This is a genomic window from Actinacidiphila glaucinigra, assembly GCF_900188405.1.
In the GTDB taxonomy this organism is placed as follows: domain Bacteria; phylum Actinomycetota; class Actinomycetes; order Streptomycetales; family Streptomycetaceae; genus Actinacidiphila; species Actinacidiphila glaucinigra.
Window position 1 is genome coordinate 19,128 of sequence record NZ_FZOF01000045.1, and the last position, 19,423, is coordinate 38,550.

13 protein-coding genes, 2 tRNA genes and 1 pseudogene are annotated in these 19,423 nt (G+C 73.3%); 3 read left to right on the top strand and 13 right to left on the bottom strand.

Going from position 1 to position 19,423, the window contains the following annotated elements:
* Positions 1-43: 43 nt before the first annotated feature.
* Positions 44-811 (top strand): DUF5324 family protein, encoded by a 768-nt coding sequence (locus CHF15_RS41410; protein WP_089229115.1) that lies wholly within the window; start codon positions 44-46, stop codon positions 809-811.
* A 96-nt stretch (positions 812-907) separates the two neighbouring features.
* Here CHF15_RS41410 and CHF15_RS41415 read toward each other — a convergent pair whose 3' ends face one another.
* The 3 genes from CHF15_RS41415 to CHF15_RS41425 form a co-directional block, all read right to left on the bottom strand.
* Entirely contained in the window at positions 908-2,509 is a 1,602-nt protein-coding gene (locus CHF15_RS41415; protein ID WP_089229126.1) for an MFS transporter, read from the bottom strand.
* A gap of 56 nt (positions 2,510-2,565) precedes the next feature.
* Entirely contained in the window at positions 2,566-5,919 is a 3,354-nt protein-coding gene (locus tag CHF15_RS41420; RefSeq protein WP_089229116.1) for an AfsR/SARP family transcriptional regulator, read from the bottom strand.
* A 125-nt stretch (positions 5,920-6,044) separates the two neighbouring features.
* Positions 6,045-6,117: transfer RNA gene (locus tag CHF15_RS41425), tRNA-Ala, on the bottom strand.
* 111 nt (positions 6,118-6,228) lie between these two features.
* Between CHF15_RS41425 and CHF15_RS41430 the strand changes: the two genes are divergently transcribed.
* Together CHF15_RS41430 and CHF15_RS41435 are read left to right on the top strand one after the other, a co-directional pair.
* A complete protein-coding gene (locus tag CHF15_RS41430; protein WP_089229117.1) occupies positions 6,229-6,795 on the top strand; it encodes a helix-turn-helix domain-containing protein in 567 nt (188 codons plus the stop codon).
* Entirely contained in the window at positions 6,788-8,011 is a 1,224-nt protein-coding gene (locus tag CHF15_RS41435; protein WP_089229118.1) for a serine/threonine-protein kinase, read from the top strand. Before CHF15_RS41430 ends, CHF15_RS41435 begins: the two co-directional genes overlap by 8 nt.
* Here CHF15_RS41435 and CHF15_RS41440 read toward each other — a convergent pair.
* The 10 genes and pseudogenes from CHF15_RS41440 to CHF15_RS41485 all read right to left on the bottom strand — a co-directional run.
* Positions 7,997-9,232, bottom strand: coding sequence for a hypothetical protein (locus CHF15_RS41440; RefSeq protein WP_089229119.1), 1,236 nt, complete (start codon positions 9,230-9,232; stop codon positions 7,997-7,999). The two genes, CHF15_RS41435 and CHF15_RS41440, sit on opposite strands and share 15 nt — an antisense overlap.
* Entirely contained in the window at positions 9,229-11,127 is a 1,899-nt protein-coding gene (locus CHF15_RS41445; RefSeq protein WP_245939339.1) for a vWA domain-containing protein, read from the bottom strand. Before CHF15_RS41445 ends, CHF15_RS41440 begins: the two co-directional genes overlap by 4 nt.
* A 165-nt stretch (positions 11,128-11,292) precedes the next feature.
* Positions 11,293-11,433, bottom strand: coding sequence for a DLW-39 family protein (locus tag CHF15_RS41450; RefSeq protein WP_018559211.1), 141 nt, complete (start codon positions 11,431-11,433; stop codon positions 11,293-11,295).
* 155 nt (positions 11,434-11,588) lie between these two features.
* Positions 11,589-11,662: transfer RNA gene (locus tag CHF15_RS41455), tRNA-Ile, on the bottom strand.
* A gap of 53 nt (positions 11,663-11,715) precedes the next feature.
* Positions 11,716-12,381: a DUF3566 domain-containing protein gene (locus tag CHF15_RS41460; RefSeq protein ID WP_089229120.1), complete on the bottom strand. Its 666-nt coding sequence runs from the start codon at positions 12,379-12,381 to the stop codon at positions 11,716-11,718.
* A gap of 60 nt (positions 12,382-12,441) precedes the next feature.
* Positions 12,442-15,048: a DNA gyrase subunit A gene (gene gyrA / locus CHF15_RS41465; RefSeq protein ID WP_089229121.1), complete on the bottom strand. Its 2,607-nt coding sequence runs from the start codon at positions 15,046-15,048 to the stop codon at positions 12,442-12,444.
* Positions 15,049-15,091: 43 nt separating this feature from the next.
* A complete protein-coding gene (gyrB, locus tag CHF15_RS41470; protein ID WP_089229122.1) occupies positions 15,092-17,134 on the bottom strand; it encodes a DNA topoisomerase (ATP-hydrolyzing) subunit B in 2,043 nt (680 codons plus the stop codon).
* A 269-nt stretch (positions 17,135-17,403) separates the two neighbouring features.
* Positions 17,404-17,949: a DUF721 domain-containing protein gene (locus CHF15_RS41475; RefSeq protein ID WP_089229123.1), complete on the bottom strand. Its 546-nt coding sequence runs from the start codon at positions 17,947-17,949 to the stop codon at positions 17,404-17,406.
* Positions 17,946-19,076, bottom strand: coding sequence for a DNA replication/repair protein RecF (gene recF, locus CHF15_RS41480; protein ID WP_089229124.1), 1,131 nt, complete (start codon positions 19,074-19,076; stop codon positions 17,946-17,948). The genes CHF15_RS41475 and recF overlap by 4 nt, the downstream gene beginning before the upstream one ends.
* Positions 19,077-19,108: 32 nt before the next feature.
* Positions 19,109-19,423: pseudogene (locus tag CHF15_RS41485) on the bottom strand (6-phosphogluconate dehydrogenase); the annotation flags it as partial.

Genomic DNA, 19,423 nt, shown 5'->3' on the forward strand with positions numbered 1-19,423 from the left:
GGTGGAAAGGCGAAAACCGAACGCCACCGAGGAGGAGGTTCTCGTGACCCGCATCGACAGCGTGCGCGACGCAGCCGAGAGGACGAGGGACAGCGTGCGGCACGCCGCGGACGTGGTGGCGCCGTACGCCGACACAGCGAAGGTCAACGCCGTGCACTACGCGGACGAGGCCAGGATCTACCTGGCACCGCGGGTGTCGGCGGCCGGGCGGCAGGCCCGCACGGCGGCCCGGACGCAGTACGACGCGCACCTGGCGGCGCGTCTCGACCAGGCCCTGGCGGCGGTGCCGCCGGGCGTCCAGCAGAAGGTGGGGACCGCCGCCCGGCGCACCCGTGACACCGCCCGTCTGGCGGCGGAGTTCACGGCGCCGCGGATGGGCCAGGCGGTGACCACCGTGCGCAGCGTCGCGGCCCCGGCCGCCGAGGAGGCGGCCGCCCGCAGCGCCGCCGCCGTCGCCGTGCTGCGCAGCCACGTCACGGCGGACGACATCCGCAGGCTGGAGCGCCGCCGCGAGCGCCGGGCCCGCAACGGGCGGTTCGCCAAGGGCCTGCTGCTGGCGGGCCTCGTCGCCGGGGCGGGCTTCGCGGCGTGGAAGTGGTGGAGCAAGCAGACCAACCCCGACTGGCTGGTGGAGCCCGCGCCCGCCACCGAGGTCGCCGACCGCGCCTCCCTCAACGGCGGCGTCGGGGCCGACGCCTCGTTCGGCAAGGTCGACGGCTCGCCGGTGGACGCCCTCGACCCGGAGGTACAGGCCAAGCAGGCGGAGTCGGACGCCGACGACCGTCGCGACCGCGGGGACACCCGCCCGTGACGTGACGGCCCGGGCACCGGCAGCGGTGTGACACGGCAGGCAGGAGGGCGACGGACCCGTGACGGGTCCGCCGCCCTCCTGCCGTACACACCCCCGTCACCGTCCGGACGGCGCGGCCGACGGCAGGACCTCCTTCTCGGCCTCCGGGTCGGGGATCTCCGCCGGCACCCCGCGCAGGGTGTACAGCGCCGCGACGGCGCCCGCGGCGAGCAGCACCGCCCCCACCACGGCGGTGATCTGCACGCTGTGGCAGAAGGCGTCCTTCGCGGCCGTCAGCAGCGCGATCCCGTCCGCCGCGGGCACCCGCGCGGCCGCCTCGAAGGCCCCGCCCACCGACTCCCGGGCGGCGTCCGCGGTGCCCGCGGGCAGCCCCGGGGGCAGGACGAGGGCGTCGCGGTAGACCGCGCCGAGCAGCGAGCCGAGGATCGCGATGCCCAGCGAGCCGCCCATCTCCATGGCGGTCTCCGAGACGGCGGCGGCCGCACCGGCCCGCTCCTTGGGGGCGCTCGCCAGAATCGTGTCGTTGGTGACGGAGACGATCAGGATGATGCCCGCGCCGTTGACGACCAGCGGCGCCAGCAGCCCCCAGTACGGCATCCCCGGCGAGGACAGCGAGCCCAGCACCGCGGTGCTCGCGGACAGCACCACCAGCCCGAGGGCCACCACCCGCGCCCGGCCCAGCCGCGGGATCAGCGCGGTGGCCAGCGGAGCGGCGAAGGCCGCGGCCAGCGGGCCGGGGAGCAGCGCCAGCCCCGCGGTGAAGGGCGACCAGCCGCGGACGACCTGGAAGTACAGGGAGAAGGCGAGCGACAGCGTGGACGAGGCGAAGATCATGACCAGGTTGGAGCCGACCGCGCCGCTGAAGGCCGGGTTGCGGAACAGCCGCAGGTCGATCAGGGGTTCCTCGACGCGCACCTGGCGGCGGGCGAACAGCGCCAGGGCCGCCGCGCCGACCGCCGCGGCGATCCACACGGGCGCGTGGTCCGCGCCGTCCCGGAAGCCCTCCTTGATCGCGTAGACGGCTCCCACGACCCCGACGACCGACAGGGGCACGCCGATCCAGTCGAGCCGGCCCGGCCGCGGGTTGCGGGACTCCGGCAGCACCAGCACACCGGCCACCAGGACGACGGCCATGAGCGGGACGTTGATCAGGAAGACCGAGCCCCACCAGAAGTGGTCCAGCAGCAGACCGCCGACCACCGGGCCGAGCGCGAAACTCGCGGCGCCGATGCCGCTGCTGATCCCGATCGCCGTGGTGCGCTCCCTGGGGTCGGTGAAGGCGTGCCGCACGACGGAGAGCGTGGAGGGGACCATCGCCGCACCGGCGACGCCGAGCAGCGCGCGGCCGGCGATCAGCGCCCCGGGGGTGGGGGCGTAGGCGGTGAGCAGCGAGGCCACGCCGAAAGCGGCGGCGCCCAGCAGCATCATCCGCTTGCGGCCGAGCCGGTCCCCGAGGTTGCCCATGACGACCAGCAGGCCGCCCATGGCGAAGCCGTAGACGTCGGAGATCCACAGGATCTCGGTGCCGGTGGGGCCCATGTCCCTCAGCAGCGAGGGGATGGCGTAGTTGAGCACGCTGTTGTCGATGCCGAGGAGCATGGCGGCCAGGCAGCAGACGGCGAGTGCGGCCCACCGGTGGCGGGCGGGAGCCGCGGGGGCCGTGGCCGCGGTGTCGTGTGTGCTTGCGGGATTCGTCATGGCCGACACGGTGCGCGCGGGCGCTGACCGGCCGCGCACCGCGCGCTGACCGGCGGCTACGGATTCCCGGTCAGCGCGGTCAGCGCCCGCAGCGCCCGGTCGGCGTGGAGCCGTGCACCGCGTGCCGACGCCTCGTCGTGGGCCGGTTCGCCGAGGGCGACCCGCACGGCGTCCTCGGTGCGGGCGGCGTCGGGACCGGCCGGCACCTGCGGACCGCGCAGCGCACGGCCCAGGCCCAGGAGTTCGGCGGCCCGCGCGGGGTCCCCCTCGGCGAGCGCGAGCCCGGCGAAGGCATCGGCGAGGTTCGCCGCGAGCGGCAGGTCGCGGGCCCCGTGCTCCACGTCGGCCGCCTCACGCAAGTGCCCGCGGGCGGCGGCCGTGCCGCCCTCCTCGAGGGCGATCCTGCCGAGGGCGATGTGCGCCTCGGCGCGGGCGCTCTCGCCGGTGTACCAGCCGTCCAGCGACTCGGACAGGGCCAGCCCCGACAGCCGCCGCGCCTCGGCGAGGTCGCCGGTCAGCCGGGCGCACTCGCCGAGGCCCAGGTGGGCCCCGGCGAACATCTCCCGGGCGCCGCAGCCGCGGGCGAGCTCCAGGCCGCGCGTGAAGTCGGCCCGGGCCTCCTCGTACCGTCCGGCCCGCAGACCGCATCTGCCGCGCTCCCCGAGCAGTTCGGCGACGCTCTCGATGGCGCCCAGTTCGGCGGCGTGGCCGAGGGCCTCGTCGATCAGCCCCACGGCCCGCGCCACGTCACCGCGGGCGCCGGACAGCCAGGCACGCTGGGTGAGGGCCATCGTGGCCCCCCAGCGGTCGCCCAGGGCGCGGAACCCGGCGAGGGCCCGGCCGAACTCCGTGTCGGCGGCGGCGATGTCCCCGCCGACCATCCACGCGTGGAATCCCGATCCGACGTGGACCAGTGCCTGCTGCCAGGGCTCGACCAGGCCCGTCGCGCTCGCCGCGTACCGGGCGAACGTCTCGTCGTCCGGTACTCCGGCGAAGGGCGCCCAGAGCAGGTTCAGCACGGGGTAGCGGCGGGCCATGCCCCCGAGCCCGGCGACGACGTCCGTGGCGGCCGCAAGGTGGACGGCGAGTTCGGCCTGGTCCGCGGTGACGGAGGCGGCGGTGATCACGCACAGCGCGTACTCCTCCGCCAGCCCCGGCAGCCCGCCGGGCCCGGTCGCCGCCAGCAGCTCACGGGCGGGCTGGGCGCCCTCGTACCGTATGCCGCGCAGCATCCAGTACGTGCACAGCGCGGCGAGCAGCCGCAGCGCCAGGGCGGTGTCGCCCGCGGCCACCGCACCGCGCAGCGCGGCGTGCAGGTTGTCGTGGTCGGCGGTGAGCCGGCGCAGCCACCGCAGTTGCTCGGCGCGGCGCAGCCACGGGTCGGCGGTGAGCGCCAGGTCGAGGAAGTACGCGGCGTGCGCTCCGCGCAGCGCCTCCGACTCGCCCGTCTCCGTGAGGCGTTCGGCGGCGTACGCCCTGATGGTCTGGAGCAGCCGGTAGCGGACACCGCCCTCACCTTCTCCGTCCCCGTCCCCGTCCGGACGGTCCACCACCAGCAGCGACTTGTCGGCGAGGGAGGCGAGCAGGTCGAGCATGTCCTCGGCCTCGATGGTGTCGCCCGCCGGGCCGGCCGGGCGTCCCGCGCAGATCGCCTCGGCGGCCGGCAGGGTCCAGCCCCCGGCGAAGACGGAGGCGCGGCGCAGCACGGTGCGCTCGTCCTCGGGCAGCAGCTCCCAGCTCCAGTCCACGACGCCGCGCAGGGTCCGCTGGCGCGGCTGGGCGGTGCGGCTGCCCCGGGAGAGCAGCCGGAAGCGGTCACCCGGCCCGGCGAGCACGTCGCCGAGCCGGGCGGCGATGTCGGCGGCCGACAGCGACCGCAGGCGGGCGGCGGCCAGCTCGATGGCGAGCGGGACGCCGTCCAGGGCCCGGCAGATCCGGGCGGCGGCCTCGGAGTCGGGCAGCCGGCCGGACGGGCTCACGGCGGCGGCCCGCTCCAGGAACAGCCGGACGGCGGGGGAGCCGAGCACGTCCTCCTCCGGCGCGCCGGGCACCGGCAGGGGCAGCGGTTCCAGGGGGCAGAGCGTCTCGCCGTTCACGCCGAGCGCCTCCCGGGTGGTCGCCAGCACCCTTGCCCGCGGGCAGGCGGCCAGCAGCTCCGCGGTGATCCGGGCGACGTCGGCGATCAGGTGCTCGCAGTTGTCCAGCACGAGCAGCAGGTCCCGGTCGGTCAGCGCGGCCGTCAGGCGGGCGAGCGGAGCGCCCTCCGGGCCCGCGGCCTCACGTCCCGCGGCCCCGGGAAGCGGACCCGCCTCCCGCAGACCCAGGGCCCCCGCGATCGCCTGCGGCACCTCGGAGCCATGCGTCAGCCCGGAGAGGTCCACGAAGCAGACCTCCCCCGTGTGCCGTCCGGCCGCCTCCACGGCGACACGCGTCTTGCCCGCGCCGCCCGGGCCGATCAGGGTGACCAGCCGGGCCTCGGCAAGCCGCGCGCCGATCCGTGCCAGCTCCTCCTCTCGGCCGATGAAGCTGGTCAGCTGGGCGGGCAGACCGTGCCGGAGGGGAGACGCGGCCGGGTCACCCGCGGACGGTGTTTCACGTGAAACAACCGAAGCCCGGGCATCCGGCGCACCTCCGGTGCCCCCGGGGACGGCAGCCGGCGCGGGACGGGCCGGACCCGGCTCGCCGCGCAGCACCGCCAGATGCGCCTCCGCCAGCTCCGGGCCGGGGTCCGCGCCGAGGGACTCGGCGAGTTCGCGCCGCGCGTCCTCGTAGACCCGCAGCGCCTCGGACTGGCGGCCGCAGCTGTACAGCGCGCGCATCAACTGGGCCCGCAGCCGCTCCCGCAGCGGATAGCGGGCGACCAGCTCCTGCAACTCGGCGACGAGTTCCCGGTGGTGCCGGGCGTCCAGCACCAGCTCGGCCGCGATCCGGTCCTCCACCGCCGCGATCCGCAGCTCCTCCAGCCGCGTCACCTGCGCCCGCGCGAAGGGTGCTTCGCCCACGTCCGCCAGGGCGGAACCCCGCCACAGGTCCAGCGCACCGCGCAGCAGGCCCGCGGCCTTCCCGGGCTCACCCGCGGCCAGCGCCTCCCGGCCCTCGGCCGCGAGGCGTTCAAAGCGGTGCACGTCCACCTCGTCCCGGGCGACCACCAGCCGGTAGCCCCCGGGAGGGCGCTCGATGGGCACGCCGACGGCCGCGCGCAGCCGCGAGACCTGGGACTGCAGCGCGTTGCCGACCCCGGCCGGCGGCTCGTCCCCGTACAGCCCGTCGATCAGCCGCTCGGTGCTGACGATCCGGCCCGCCTCCAGCAGCAGCATCGCCAGCAGCGCCCGCCGTCCCGGGCCTCCGACGGTGGCGGTGCCCCCGTCGTCCCGCAGCGCTCTCGTCTCCCCCAGAATGCCGAAACGCACGCCGCCGATTCTGCCGCACGCACGCGTCGGCGCTCCCGGAAGGATCCGGAGGACGACCCCGCGCCCGGGTCCGGACACACGACAGGCCGGGACCTCGATGAGGTTCCCGGCCCGGTCGGACGGTGTGGAGCCTAGGGGAGTCGAACCCCTGACATCCGCCATGCAAAGACGGCGCTCTACCAACTGAGCTAAGGCCCCGTGCCGCAGACCAGCGTACCGGCTGCGGAGAGGATCACCGACCGAGTATCGGGGGTCCGTAGGATGACGGGCAAGTTCGCGGCCGCAAAGGTCCCCCGTCAGGAGCCCGCAATGGACACCTCGCAGCCGGACGCCACCACCCGCGTCCAGGACATGCAGCGCACCTGGTACGGCGAGCCGCTCGGCGTGCTGTTCCGCCGGCTCACGGAGTCCCTGGGGCTGAACCAGGCACGGCTGGCGGGGGTGCTGGGGCTGTCGGCGCCGATGCTGTCCCAGCTGATGAGCGGACAGCGCGCGAAGATCGGCAACCCTGCGGTGGTGCAGCGGCTCCAGGCGCTGCAGGAGCTCGCCTCTGAGGTGTCCGGCGGAGCGGTGTCCCCGGCGGACGCCGTACCGCGGATGGAGGAGATCCGGGGATCCGCGGGCTCCCCGCTGCTCGGCACCACCCAGAGCGCGACCGGGACGCCGCTGCCGCCCGCGCGCCGGGTCGTCCACGAGGTCCGCGCGCTGCTGCACGAGATCGCCTCGCCCGCCGAGATCGCCGAGGCGGCCGGCTCCCTCGCCCACCGCCACCCCCAACTGGCAGAGTTCCTCCGGGTGTACGGTGCCGGGCCGTCCGACGCGGCGGTCCGGGACTACGAGGCGCGGAAGCAGGGGGCGGACGCACACCATGGGTGAGGTCTTCGCGGGCCGGTACGAACTGGTCGATCCGATCGGCCGCGGCGGGGTGGGCGCGGTCTGGCGCGCCTGGGACCGGCGGCGCGGGCGCTACGTGGCGGCCAAGGTGCTGCTGCAGAGGGACGCCCACGCCCTGCTGCGCTTCGTCCGGGAGCAGGCGCTGCGCATCGACCACCCTTACGTCCTCGCCCCCACGAGCTGGGCGGCCGACGACGACAAGGTGCTGTTCACCATGGACCTGGTGCGCGGCGGCTCGCTGTCGCACCTCATCGGCGACTACGGCCCGCTCCCGGCGCGCTATGTCAGCGGTCTGCTCGACCAGTTGCTGTCCGGCCTGACGGCCGTGCACGCCGAGGGCGTGGTGCACCGGGACATCAAGCCCGCGAACCTGCTGATGGAGGCGACCGGCACCGGCCGCCCGCACCTGCGCCTGTCCGACTTCGGCATCGCGATGCGCAAGGGTGAGCCCCGGCTCACCGCGGCCGACCACGTGGTGGGCACCCCGGGCTACTTCGCCCCGGAGCAGCTGCTCGGCGCCGAGCCGGACTTCCCCGCCGACCTGTACGCGACCGGGCTGGTCGCCCTCTACCTGCTCAGCGGCAGCAAACCCGACGCGGAGGCGGTCGTCACCCAGTACGCCCACGGCATGCCCCGGGCCCCGCGGGGCGTCCCCGGACCGCTGTGGGAGGTGATCGGCACCCTGCTGCAGCCGGACCCGGAGGCCCGCTTCCGCACCGCCGCGGGCGCCCGCAAGGCCTTGGCGGCGGCGGTCGAGCTGCTGCCGGACCCCGAGCCGGACGAGGAGGCCGTCGAGGTCTTCGACCAGATCGGGCCGCTCCCCGCGGGCTTCTCGCCCGACGGCCCGGTCGATCCGGCACCGTCCGCGGAGGAGACCGGGAGCTTCCGCCTGCCGCCGCCCGCGCCCGCGCCGGCCCGGCCGGCCGAGACGGCCCCGACGCCGCCCACGCAGGCGCCGGTCACCCCGGCGCCCACCCGTCCGTACACGGCCACCGCGACGGGTGCCGGCGCCGCGGTGACCGCCCCCGCCGCCCACACCGCCCCCGGTCCCCTCGCTCCACCGGTGCCGCCGCCTCCGGCCGTCGCCCCGGCACGCGCGCCCCGCCCCGGCCCTCCCGCCAGGGTCGTCGTGCCGATGCTGATGGTCGCGGCCCTCTGCCTCACGTTCGGTTTCTGGGCGCTGTCAGCGTCCTCCTGAGACCGCGGCGGCACCGCGCCGCGCGGCCACCGTCCAGACCGCGAGCGACAGCAGCAGCACGGTGCCGGCGCCCAGCGCCGCGAAGCCGAGGGCGCGCAGCAGCGGGTTCCCCGAACCGGGCTTCCCGGGCAGACCCAGGTCCTCGTCGGGGTCGCCGTCGTACGACGGCCCGGCCTGCGCGGTGCCCTCGACGTTGACCCGCAGGGTGACCGGGACGGCGCCGTCGACGAAGCCCGCGACCTCCGGGTGCACCGAGACCGCCAGGTAGTAGGAGCCGTCGAATCGGGCCGCCGTCACGGCGTCGCCGCTCTCATAGCGGTTGGCGTAGGCGACCCTGCCGGTCGTGGCGGTGACGGAGGTCTGCTCGCCCGAGTAAGAGGCGGTGTCGGTGCCGATGAAGGCCCAGCGGGGGTTGTAGACCTCCACGCGCACACCGGAGCCGCTGTAGCCGCCCGGCTTCGTCACGTCCGCGTTGGCGAAGTCCGCAGCGACCCAGGCCTGTTGTCCCCAGCCGACCGGCACCCGGTAGAAACGCGTCTGGCCGGGCAGCACCTCGTCCCTCCAGACCCCGGCGCCCAGCGCCCCGGCATGGGCGAGGTCCGCTCCGCCGGTGGCGCGGCGGGCGGTGCCGCTCTCGGGCACCGGCGTACGCGTACCGGGGCTGAGCGCGGGTCCTGGTGTGGCCCCGCCGGTGAGCCCCGGCTCGTCGGTGAGGCGGATCTGCAGCGGCCAGGGCGCGGCGTCCGAGGTGCCCTTCGACGTGCGGGTCACCTCCAGGACGTACGCGTGCGCCTCCTGGCACGGCCCGTCCTTGCCGATGGTGCGCTTGACCCAGGTGCCGATCGGCCGCGCCGCCCCGTCGCCGGAGAACGTCCGGCGGCCGCTGTCGCAGCGGGTGCCGTCGGTGCTGGTCAGCGTCAGCTCGATGCCGTCCCCGTACGCGACCTCGCTGCCCGGACGGGGCAGCGCGAAGACGGCGAGGTAGGACGAGTGCACGGCGTCCAGGTCGACGGCGTAGTTCCTGCCGCCCTCGTCCGCCGCCAGGGTGTCCCGGTACAGGACGCCCGGTTCGAGCCGCGGGGCGTCCGCGGTGCTCGCCCGGCCCTCTATCCGCTCGCCCTGCGGCTGCCAGGAGGGGAACGCCGGGTCGGCGGACGCCGCTCCCGCCGCTCCCGCCAGCAGCGCGAGCGCCGCCGCCGATGTGAGTGCCCTGCGGATCATGCCCCGTCCCTCCGTCTGCGGCCCAGCAGGACCACCGTCCCGACTCCGGCGAGCGCCATCGCGCCGCCCGCGGCCGCCGCGACCGCGTCGCCCGCCGTCATGAAGGCTCCTCCGTCCGCGGGGGCGACGGCCGCGGTGGTGTCCGTGTCCCCGGCGGCCGATCCGCCACCGCGCGCGGATGCCCCGTACTCCGGCCCGGCCAGCTCGGCACCCGTCACGTCCACGCGCAGGACGACCCGCACCGCCGCGTTCCGCGCCAGCCCCGCCGCGCCCGGCCCCAGGGACACGGCGACGTAGTGCTCACCCGCCGTACGGGCGCCCCGGGCACCGCCGTCCGCGACCCAGCGGTTGGTCCACGTCACCGGCACGGTCCCGAGCCCCACGGACAGCGGCCGCCCGTGGTAGCCGCGGCGCTGCGAGGCCCCGGAGGCGTCGCCGAGCGGCTGCCGTCCCGGCCCGTACGCGGCCGTCGCCACGAAGGAGGAGGCCGTGGAACCCCCTTCCAGGAGGGGTTCGTTGGCGAAGTCGGCGGAGTAGGTCAGACGCTGTCCCCAGCCCACCCGCACCTTGTAGAAGCGCGTCTGCCCGGGCAGCAGCGTGTCGCGCCAGATGCCCGTGCCGAGCCCGCGCGCGTCGTTGAACCCCGTGCCGCCCTCGACGTCGCGGGGTGCGCCCGTCAGGGCCGCCGGAGGGTCGCCGTAGCGGGTGGCGGCCGGTGCCGGGGTGGCGCCCGCCTCGAACGGCCGCTCGGTGCCGTACCGCAGCTCCAGGGGCCAGCGGGCCCGGTCGGAGCCGGCGGCACTGGTGCGGTGCACGGCGAGCACATAGCGCCCGGCCTTGTCGCAGGCGCCGTCCCGGTCGTCACTGGGGATCCGGCTCACGGCACCGCCGATCACCATCGCGCCCTCGTCCTGCCCGAAGTGCGCCGCGTCCGAGCCGCAGGTGAGGGGGTATCTGCCGGTGCCGGCCAGCCGCAGCTCGACGCCGTCCCCGTACGCGGCCCTCACCCCCGGCCGCGGCACCGCGGTCACCGCCAGGTCGGCCGTGGAGGCCGCGTCCAGGGTCACCGCGTACCAGCGGGTCTCACCGGGTCCGATGTCGTCGACGTACTGGCCGGGGGACAGGGGCGGAGCACCGGTGGCACCCGTCCCGCCCGTCACCCGCCGGCCCCGGAGGCGGTACGCGTCCGCGCTCAGCCGGGAGGCCCGCGTCAACTGCCGCACGAGCGAGGCGGCGTCGGGGGCGTCGTGGTAGCTGCCGTGACCCGCCCCCGCGATGCACTCCAGCTGCTCGCGGGCGCCGCCCCGCACCTGGAAGCCGATGGTGTCGATCCGCAGGTCCACGCCCTCCCCGGCGAGCCGCGCCGCCGCCTCGCAGGGTTCGGGGGCCCCGCAGGTGTCCTCGCCGTCGGAGACCAGCACGATCGTCCGCCGCCCGCTCTCGGGCAGATCGGCGGCCGCCTGCTGCAGCGACAGCCCGATGGGGGTGTCCCCCTTGGGCCGCACGCCTGCCACGGCCTGCTTCAGGGCGTCCCGGTCCAGGGGCCGTACGGGCTCCAGCAGCCGGGTGTCGTCGCAGCCGTGCTCCTTGCCCGCGCCGTAGACCCGCAGTCCGGTGGGATAGCCGTCCGGCAGCGCGTCCACGACGGCTCCGACGGCCTGCCTGGCCGCCGCCATGCGGGCGCCCGCCATGGAACCGGAGGAGTCCAGCACCATGACCAGCCCGTCGCGGTCGCCCTCGTCGGCGGCACCGCCCGCGGCGCCGGCGGCTTGCGCCGTCCCCGCCGGGCCCAGCAGTGCGCCCAGCACCGCGAACCCGCACACGGCCGCTCCCAGCGGCCCCAGCGGCCCCAGCGGCCCCACGAGTCCGCGTGGCGGCGCATTTCCTCGTCGCATGTGCTGTTCCCCCTCGCACATCTCCGGCCTCAGCGAAGCTATTGATTTGCGACAGCAAATACAAGTGGATCGCGTCACGGTCGGGCAACAACGACGCGGACATGACGAGGCCCCGATCACATCGTGATCGGGGCCTCGGGAATCCTTCGTCCGGGCTGTGCCGTCTCAGACGCTCGCGCCGGAACCCGCCGGAACGGAGTCCGTGGCCTCCGTCCACAGGTCCTGCTCGGCGCGGTCCGCCTGGATCTGGCGGTACACGAGGAGACCGCCGATGGCGGCCAGTGCGACCAGGAGAAACTTCTTCACCGCGCGACCTCGTCCTTCTTGCGTTGGGGGTCCTCCGACGGGCCCGACTATACACACCGGTCGATATCGAACGGTGACCTGCTACCGGATCCAACTCCGCCGACGCGGGCAAAGAAACGGCCCGTACGGATGATCCGTACGGGCCGTTCACGCGGTGGGGCTAACAGGACTTGAACCTGTGGCCTCTTCCTTATCAGGGAAGCGCTCTAACCGTCTGAGCTATAGCCCCGCGCTGCGTTGCGTTGAAAGATTAGCGCACACGGGGCCGTGGCCCAAAATCGGTTACTCGTCCTCCGCCAGCGTCAGCTCGACGCCGCCCACCATGCCGGCCGACATGTTGTAGATGAAGGCGCCGAGCGTGGCCAGCGCCGTGGCCAGCACGACGTCGATGACCGCGATCACCGCCGTGAAGGTCAGCACGCGCGACATCGACAGGAACGACACCAGGTCGAAGCCGCCGTCCGAGCCGGACGAGGTGGCCTCGCTGAGCGTGCCGCCGACCGTCGTGAAGACGCCGATGGCGTCCATCACCATCCACAGCACCGCGACCGCGATGACCGTGCAGATGCCCAGCGCGATGGAGAGCAGGAAGCTGACCTTCATCACCGACCACGGGTCGGCCTTCGCCACCCGCAGCCGCGCCTTGCGCGTACGCGGGACGGTACGGGCCGCCGGACGCGGCTGGCGGACGCCCGCGGTCGCGGGGCCCCCGGCCGGGGGCGCGTACGCCTGAGGCGGCTGGTGCGGGCCCTCCGGCGGCTGCTGGGGCTGCTGCGGCTGCTCGGCGACCGGGGCGGCGCCGGGCGCGCCCCCGTAGGTCTGCTGGTGCACGGCGTGCTGGTGCTGCGATGGACGGGTGTCAGTCACGGTGATTCCCCCCTGGTGCGGGCCGTTGTCCGTACGTGGGCCAGGGGCACCGCCGATCGCGTCCGGAAGGGCGGCCGGCATCGGCTGCCCTCCGTCCGCGCCCGTCCCACCCGCGGCGCCCTCGGCTCCACTCACGGTCTTCTACTCCTCCGACTCGGCGGCCACGGGCTGCTCGCCCTCGGCCTCTTCGGCGGCGACGACCTCTTCGGCCTCCGCCCCCGCCTCGGCATTGCGGGCGACGCCCACAACTGCATCCTTTTTACCGAGGTTGATCAGTTGGACGCCCATGGTGTCACGCCCGGTTTCCCTGATCTCGTTGACACGGGTGCGAATCACACCGCCGCCGAGGGTGATGGCGAGGATCTCGTCGGTCTCCTCCACCACCAGCGCCCCGACCAGGGAGCCCCGGTCCTCGACGATCTTGGCCGCCTTGATGCCGAGTCCGCCGCGCCCCTGGACCCGGTACTCGTCCACACTGGTGCGCTTGGCGTACCCGCCGTCGGTGGCGGTGAAGACGAACGTACCCGGTCGCACGACATTCATCGAGAGCAGTTCGTCCCCTTCACGGAAGCTCATGCCCTTCACACCCGATGTGGCACGGCCCATCGGGCGCAGCGACTCGTCCGTCGCGGTGAACCGGATGGACTGCGCCTTGCGGCTGACCAGCAGCAGGTCATCGGCCGGACCGACCAGCTCGGCGCCGATCAGCAGGTCCTCGCTGCCGTCCTCGGTCTCCCGCAGGTTGATCGCGATGACACCGCCGGAGCGGGGGGAGTCGTAGTCCTTCAGCGAGGTCTTCTTCACCAGGCCCGACCGGGTGGCGAGCACCAGGTAGGGCGCCGCGTTGTAGTCGCGGATGGCCAGCACCTGGGCGATCTGCTCGTCCGGCTGGAAGGCCAGCAGGTTCGCCACGTGCTGCCCGCGGGCGTCACGGCCGACGTCCGGCAGCTCGTACGCCTTGGCACGGTAGACCCGGCCCTTGTTGGTGAAGAACAGCAGCCAGTGGTGCGTGGTGGTGACGAAGAAGTGGTCGACGATGTCGTCTTCCCGCAGCTTCGTGCCGCGCACGCCCTTGCCGCCGCGCTTCTGCGAGCGGTAGTCGTCCGTCTTGGTGCGCTTCACGTAGCCGCCACGGGTGATCGTGACGACGATGTCCTCCTCGGCGATCAGGTCCTCGATGGACATGTCACCGTCGAAGGGCACGAGCGCCGAGCGCCGGTCGTCGCCGAACTTGTCCACGATCGCCGACAGCTCGGTGCTGATGATGCCGCGCTGGAGCTCGGGCGAGGCCAGGATCCGGTTGTACTCGTTGATCTTCGCCTGGAGCTCGTCGTGCTCCTGGACGATCTTCTGCCGCTCCAGGGCCGCCAGGCGGCGGAGCTGCATCTCCAGGATCGCGTTGGCCTGGATCTCGTCGATCTCCAGCAGGCCCATCAGGCCCTCACGGGCCACGTCGACGGTCGCGCTGCGCCGGATGAGGGCGATGACCTCGTCGATCGCGTCCAGGGCCTTCAGCAGACCGCGCAGGATGTGGGCGCGCTCCTCGGCCTTGCGCAGCCGGAAGCGCGTCCGGCGGACGATGACCTCGATCTGGTGGGTCACCCACTGCTTGATGAACTGGTCCAGCGACAGCGTGCGCGGCACCCCGTCGACCAGCGCCAGCATGTTGGCGCCGAAGTTCGTCTGCAGGTCGGTGTGCTTGTACAGGTTGTTCAGCACGACCTTGGCGACGGCGTCGCGCTTGAGCACGATCACCAGACGCTGCCCGGTCCGGGAGGAGGTCTCGTCCCGGACGTCGGCGATGCCGCCGACCCGGCCGTCCTTCACCAGGTCGGCGATCTTCTGCGCCAGGTTGTCGGGGTTGACCTGGTAGGGCAGCTCCGTGACGACCAGGCACTGCCGGCCCTGGATCTCCTCGACCTCGACCACCGCGCGCATCGTGATCGAGCCGCGGCCGGTGCGGTACGCCTCCTCGATGCCCTTGCGGCCCACCACCAGGGCGCCGGTCGGGAAGTCGGGGCCCTTGATGCGCTCGATGAGCGCTTCCAGCAGGTCCTCGTTGGACGCCTCGGGGTTGGCCAGGTACCACTGGGCGCCCTCGGCGACCTCGCGCAGGTTGTGCGGCGGGATGTTGGTCGCCATGCCGACCGCGATGCCGGCGGAACCGTTGATCAGCAGGTTGGGGAAGCGCGACGGCAGGACCGTCGGCTCCTGGTTGCGGCCGTCGTAGTTGTCCTGGAAGTCGACGGTGTCCTCGTCGATGTCCCGGACCATCTCCATGGAGAGCGGGGCCATCTTGCACTCGGTGTACCGCATGGCGGCGGCCGGGTCGTTGCCCGGGGAACCGAAGTTGCCGTTGCTGTCGACCAGCGGCATGCGCATCGACCACGGCTGGGCCAGGCGCACCAGCGCGTCGTAGATCGAGGAGTCGCCGTGCGGGTGGTACGTACCCATCACGTCACCGACGACGCGGGCGCACTTGTAGAAGCCGCGCTCCGGGCGGTAGCCGCCGTCGTACATCGCGTAGAGCACACGGCGGTGGACGGGCTTGAGGCCGTCCCGGACGTCGGGCAGCGCGCGGGACACGATGACGGACATCGCGTAGTCCAGGTAGCTGCGCTGCATCTCCGTCTCGAGGCCCACGGGCTCGATACGCATGGTGTCCGTCACCGCGGCGCCTTCGGGGCCCTCGGGCGTGGCAGGGGTGGGGTTCTCCCCGCCGGAGACGGGGGGGTTCTCGTCGGCCATTGCTGGTCAAAGTCCTTTCGGGCGGCGGCTGATGGGGGCCGACTCAGATGTCGAGGAAGCGGACATCCTTGGCGTTGCGCTGGATGAAGGAGCGCCGGGCCTCGACGTCCTCGCCCATCAGCACCGAGAACAGGTCGTCGGCGAGGGCCGCGTCGTCCAGGGTGACCTGGCCGAGCACGCGGTGGTCGACGTCCATCGTGGTGACCCGCAGTTCCTCGGCGTTCATCTCGCCGAGGCCCTTGAAGCGCTGGATCGAGTCCTCGCGCACGCGCTTGCCGTTCTGGCGGCCCAGCTCGATCAGGGCGTCGCGCTCGGAGTCCGAGTACGCGTACTCGAAGTCGTCCCGGCCCCACTTGATCTTGTAGAGCGGGGGACGGGAGAGGTACACGTGGCCCGCCTCGACCAGCGGCCGCATGAAGCGGAACAGGAAGGTCAGCAGCAGGGTGTTGATGTGCTGGCCGTCCACATCGGCGTCGGCCATCAGGATGATCTTGTGATAGCGCAGCTTCGAGATGTCGAAGTCCTCGTGCACACCGGTGCCGAAGGCCGAGATCAGCGCCTGGATCTCCGTGTTCTGCAGGATCTTGTCGATCCGCGCCTTCTCCACGTTCAGGATCTTGCCGCGGATCGGGAGGATCGCCTGGTACTGCGGGTTGCGGCCGGACTTGGCCGAGCCGCCGGCGGAGTCGCCCTCGACGATGAAGATCTCGCACTTGGCGGGGTCGTTGGACTGGCAGTCGCTCAGCTTGCCCGGCAGCGACGCCGTCTCCAGCAGGCCCTTGCGGCGCGTCAGATCGCGCGCCTTGCGGGCGGCGACACGGGCGGTGGCCGCCTGGATCGACTTGCGGATGATGTCCGCGGCCTCGTTGGGGTTGCGGTCCAGCCAGTCCGTCAGGTGCTCGTGCACGACCTTCTGGACGAAGGTCTTCGCCTCGGTGTTGCCGAGCTTGGTCTTCGTCTGGCCCTCGAACTGCGGCTCGCCCAGCTTGACCGAGATGATCGCGGTCAGACCCTCGCGGATGTCCTCGCCGGTGAGGTTGTCGTCCTTCTCGCGGAGCAGCTTCTTCTCGCGCGCGTACTTGTTGACCAGCGTGGTCAGCGCGGCGCGGAAACCCTCTTCGTGGGTGCCGCCCTCATGGGTGTGGATGGTGTTGGCGAAGCTGTAGACACCCTCGCTGTACTGGGTGTTCCACTGCATCGCGACCTCGACGGAGAGCATCCGCTCCTTGTCCTCCGCGTCGATGTCGATCACCGACGGGTGGACCGTCTCGCCCTTGCGCGAGTTCAGGTACTTCACGAAGTCGACGATGCCGCCCTCGTAGTGGTACGAGACCGAGCGCGGCTGGCCCTCGTTCTCCACGTCCGCGTGCTCGGGGCGCTCGTCGGTCAGCGAGATGGTCAGGCCCTTGTTGAGGAAGGCCATCTCCTGGAAGCGGCGCGAAAGCGTCTCGAATGAGTACTCGAGGGTCTCGAAGATGTCCCCGTCGGCCCAGAAGGTCACCGAGGTGCCGTTCTCCGAGACCTCCTCGTTCTTCTGCAGCGGGGCGGTCGGGACGCCCATCTTGTAGTCCTGGGTCCAGCGGAATCCCTCACGCTTGACCTCGACCGCGACCTTCGTCGACAGGGCGTTCACCACGGAGACGCCGACGCCGTGCAGACCGCCGGAGACGGCGTAACCGCCGCCGCCGAACTTGCCGCCGGCGTGGAGGACGGTCAGCACGACCTCGACGGCGGGCTTGCCCTCGGACGGCACGATGTCCACGGGGATGCCGCGGCCGTTGTCGACGACGCGCACGCCGCCGTCGGGGAGGATCGTGACGTTGATGGTGTCCGCATGACCGGCCAGCGCCTCGTCGACGGAGTTGTCGACGACCTCGTACACCAGGTGGTGCAGGCCGCGCTCGCCCGTCGAGCCGATGTACATGCCCGGGCGCTTGCGAACCGCGTCCAGGCCCTCCAGGACGGTGATCGCGCTGGCGTCGTACGCCGCGCCTGAGGAGGGCGCGGCGGAGCCGTCAGCTGCGGACGTATTGATCTCGTTGGGGTTGCCGGAATCGGCCACGAAGCGCCCTTTCTGGCACAGCATGAGCCGGGTCCCGCGGGGCGGAACCGGCTTCATCACTCGACATCTTCGACTGGTCCCGCTGGGGTCCCCCGGTGCCGGAGGCCAGGGGCGGGCGGTACAGCCACCAGTCTACCGGTAGCGCCGACATAGATGGGGCTTTGGCGGTACCTGAGTTCCCGTGTGCCCGACTGAAGTACCTCCTGCCGACTCCCCACACGCGGACCGGGTCTCAAAACGGCTCACGCGGGCGCACAGGGCTTCGACCCGATTACGCACAGCAGGTTTCCGGCCTATCCGTACGTATCGCCCGGCCCGCGGCTCCCGGGAGCACGCAACCGCCCGTACGAACGCACCGGTCCCCCCGGCCCCAGGACCTTGATCAGTTTCACGGTGCCGTGCCCGAGATCGGCGTTCAGCCTGGCCACCAGCGTCGGGGCGAGCAGCCGCAGCTGCGTCGCCCAGGCCGTGGAGTCGCACTGCACCGTGAGGACCCGCTCCTCCTCGTCGTACCGCTGGGGCTGGCAGTGCAGGGCCACGTCGTCACCCACCAGCTCCGGCCAGCGGCCCATCACGCCGCCCACCGCCGCCGGGGCCTCCCAGCCGCGCTCGGTGATCAGCCGGCTGATCGCGGCGCCCAGGGGCAGCGGATCGCGCCCGTCCGCCCGCGCGCCACTGCGCAGCCCTCCGCGCCGGGCCTGCTTCTTCTGCTGCGCGGCCGCGCCCCTGGCGCGGGCCTGTTCCTTGGCCGCGCGCAGCGCGACCCTGGCCAGGTCGACGCCGGTCACCGGCTTCTCCCCGGCGCCCGTCCCCTGTCCCGGCTGCTGCTGATCCGTCATGCCCGCTCCACGCCGCCGTCCTCCACCGCGTAACGGGCGCCGATCAGCACGTCCGGCACGTCGTCGTCCACCGCCGCCGTCACCAGGACCTGCTCACCGGGGGCCACCAGCTCCGCCAGCCGGGCGCGACGGCGGGCGTCGAGCTCGGCGAAGACGTCGTCCAGCACCAGCACCGGCTCGCCGCCGTCGGCACGCAGCAGGTCGTACGAGGCGAGGCGCAGCGCCAGCGCGTACGACCAGGACTCTCCGTGGCTCGCGTACCCCTTGGCGGGAAGCTGGCCCAGCTTGAGGGAGAGGTCGTCGCGGTGCGGGCCGACCAGGGTCACCCCCCGCTCGATCTCCTGCCTGCGTGCCTCGCCCAGGGCCTCCAGCAGCAGTCCGTACAGCTCCTCGCGGCCCGACGCCCCGGCGATCCGTTCGCCGATCGAACTGCGGTACTCCAGGACGACCGGGCCGCCGCCCGGTGCCAGCTGCTCGTACGCCTTGTCCGCCAGCGGCTGCAGGGCGTGGGTGAGGTCCAGACGCTGAGCCAGCAGCTCGGCGCCGGCCCTGGCCAGGTGCTGGTCCCAGATGTCGAGCGTGGACAGGTCGCCCCCGCGGCCGCCGTGGCGGCGGGCCACGGCGGCGGACTTCAGCAGGGTGTTGCGCTGCTTGAGGACCCGCTCGTAGTCGCTGCGGACGCCCGCCAGCCGGGGTGCCCGGGCGGTGAGCAGTTCGTCGAGGAAGCGCCGGCGCTCCCCGGGGTCGCCCTTGACCAGGGCCAGGTCCTCGGGGGCGAAGAGCACCGTCCTGACTATCCCCAGCAGGTCGCGCGGGCGGACCTGGGAGGAGCGGTTGAGCCGGGCCCGGTTGGAGCGGCCCGGGTTGATCTCCAGCTCGATCAGCTGCTGCCGTTCGCCCTGCACGACGGACGCCCGCACGATCGCCCGGTCCGCGCCCATCCGCACCAGCGGGGCGTCGTTCGCGACGCGGTGGCTGCCGAGGGTCGCCAGATAGCCGATGGCCTCGACCAGATTGGTCTTGCCCTGGCCGTTGGGGCCGACGAAGGCGGTGACGCCCGGGTCGAGCGGGACCTCGACCCGGGCGTAGGAGCGGAAGTCGGCGAGCGACAGATGCGCGACGTGCATGGCTGCGCGCCGCCTCCTTCCCGTGGGTGTGACTAGTGCTTCTCGACGGCGTGGCCGCCGAACTGGTTGCGGAGCGCGGCGATCATCTTCATCTGCGGGGAGTCGTCCTGGCGGGACGCGAAGCGGGCGAAGAGGGACGCGGTGATCGCGGGGAGCGGCACGGCGTGGTCGATGGCGGCCTCGACGGTCCAGCGGCCCTCGCCCGAGTCCTCCGCGTAGCCCTTGAGCTTGTCGAGGTGCTCGTCCTCGTCGAGGGCGTTGACGGCCAGGTCCAGCAGCCAGGAGCGGATGACGGTGCCCTCCTGCCAGGAGCGGAACACCTCGCGCACGTCGGTGACCGAGTGGAC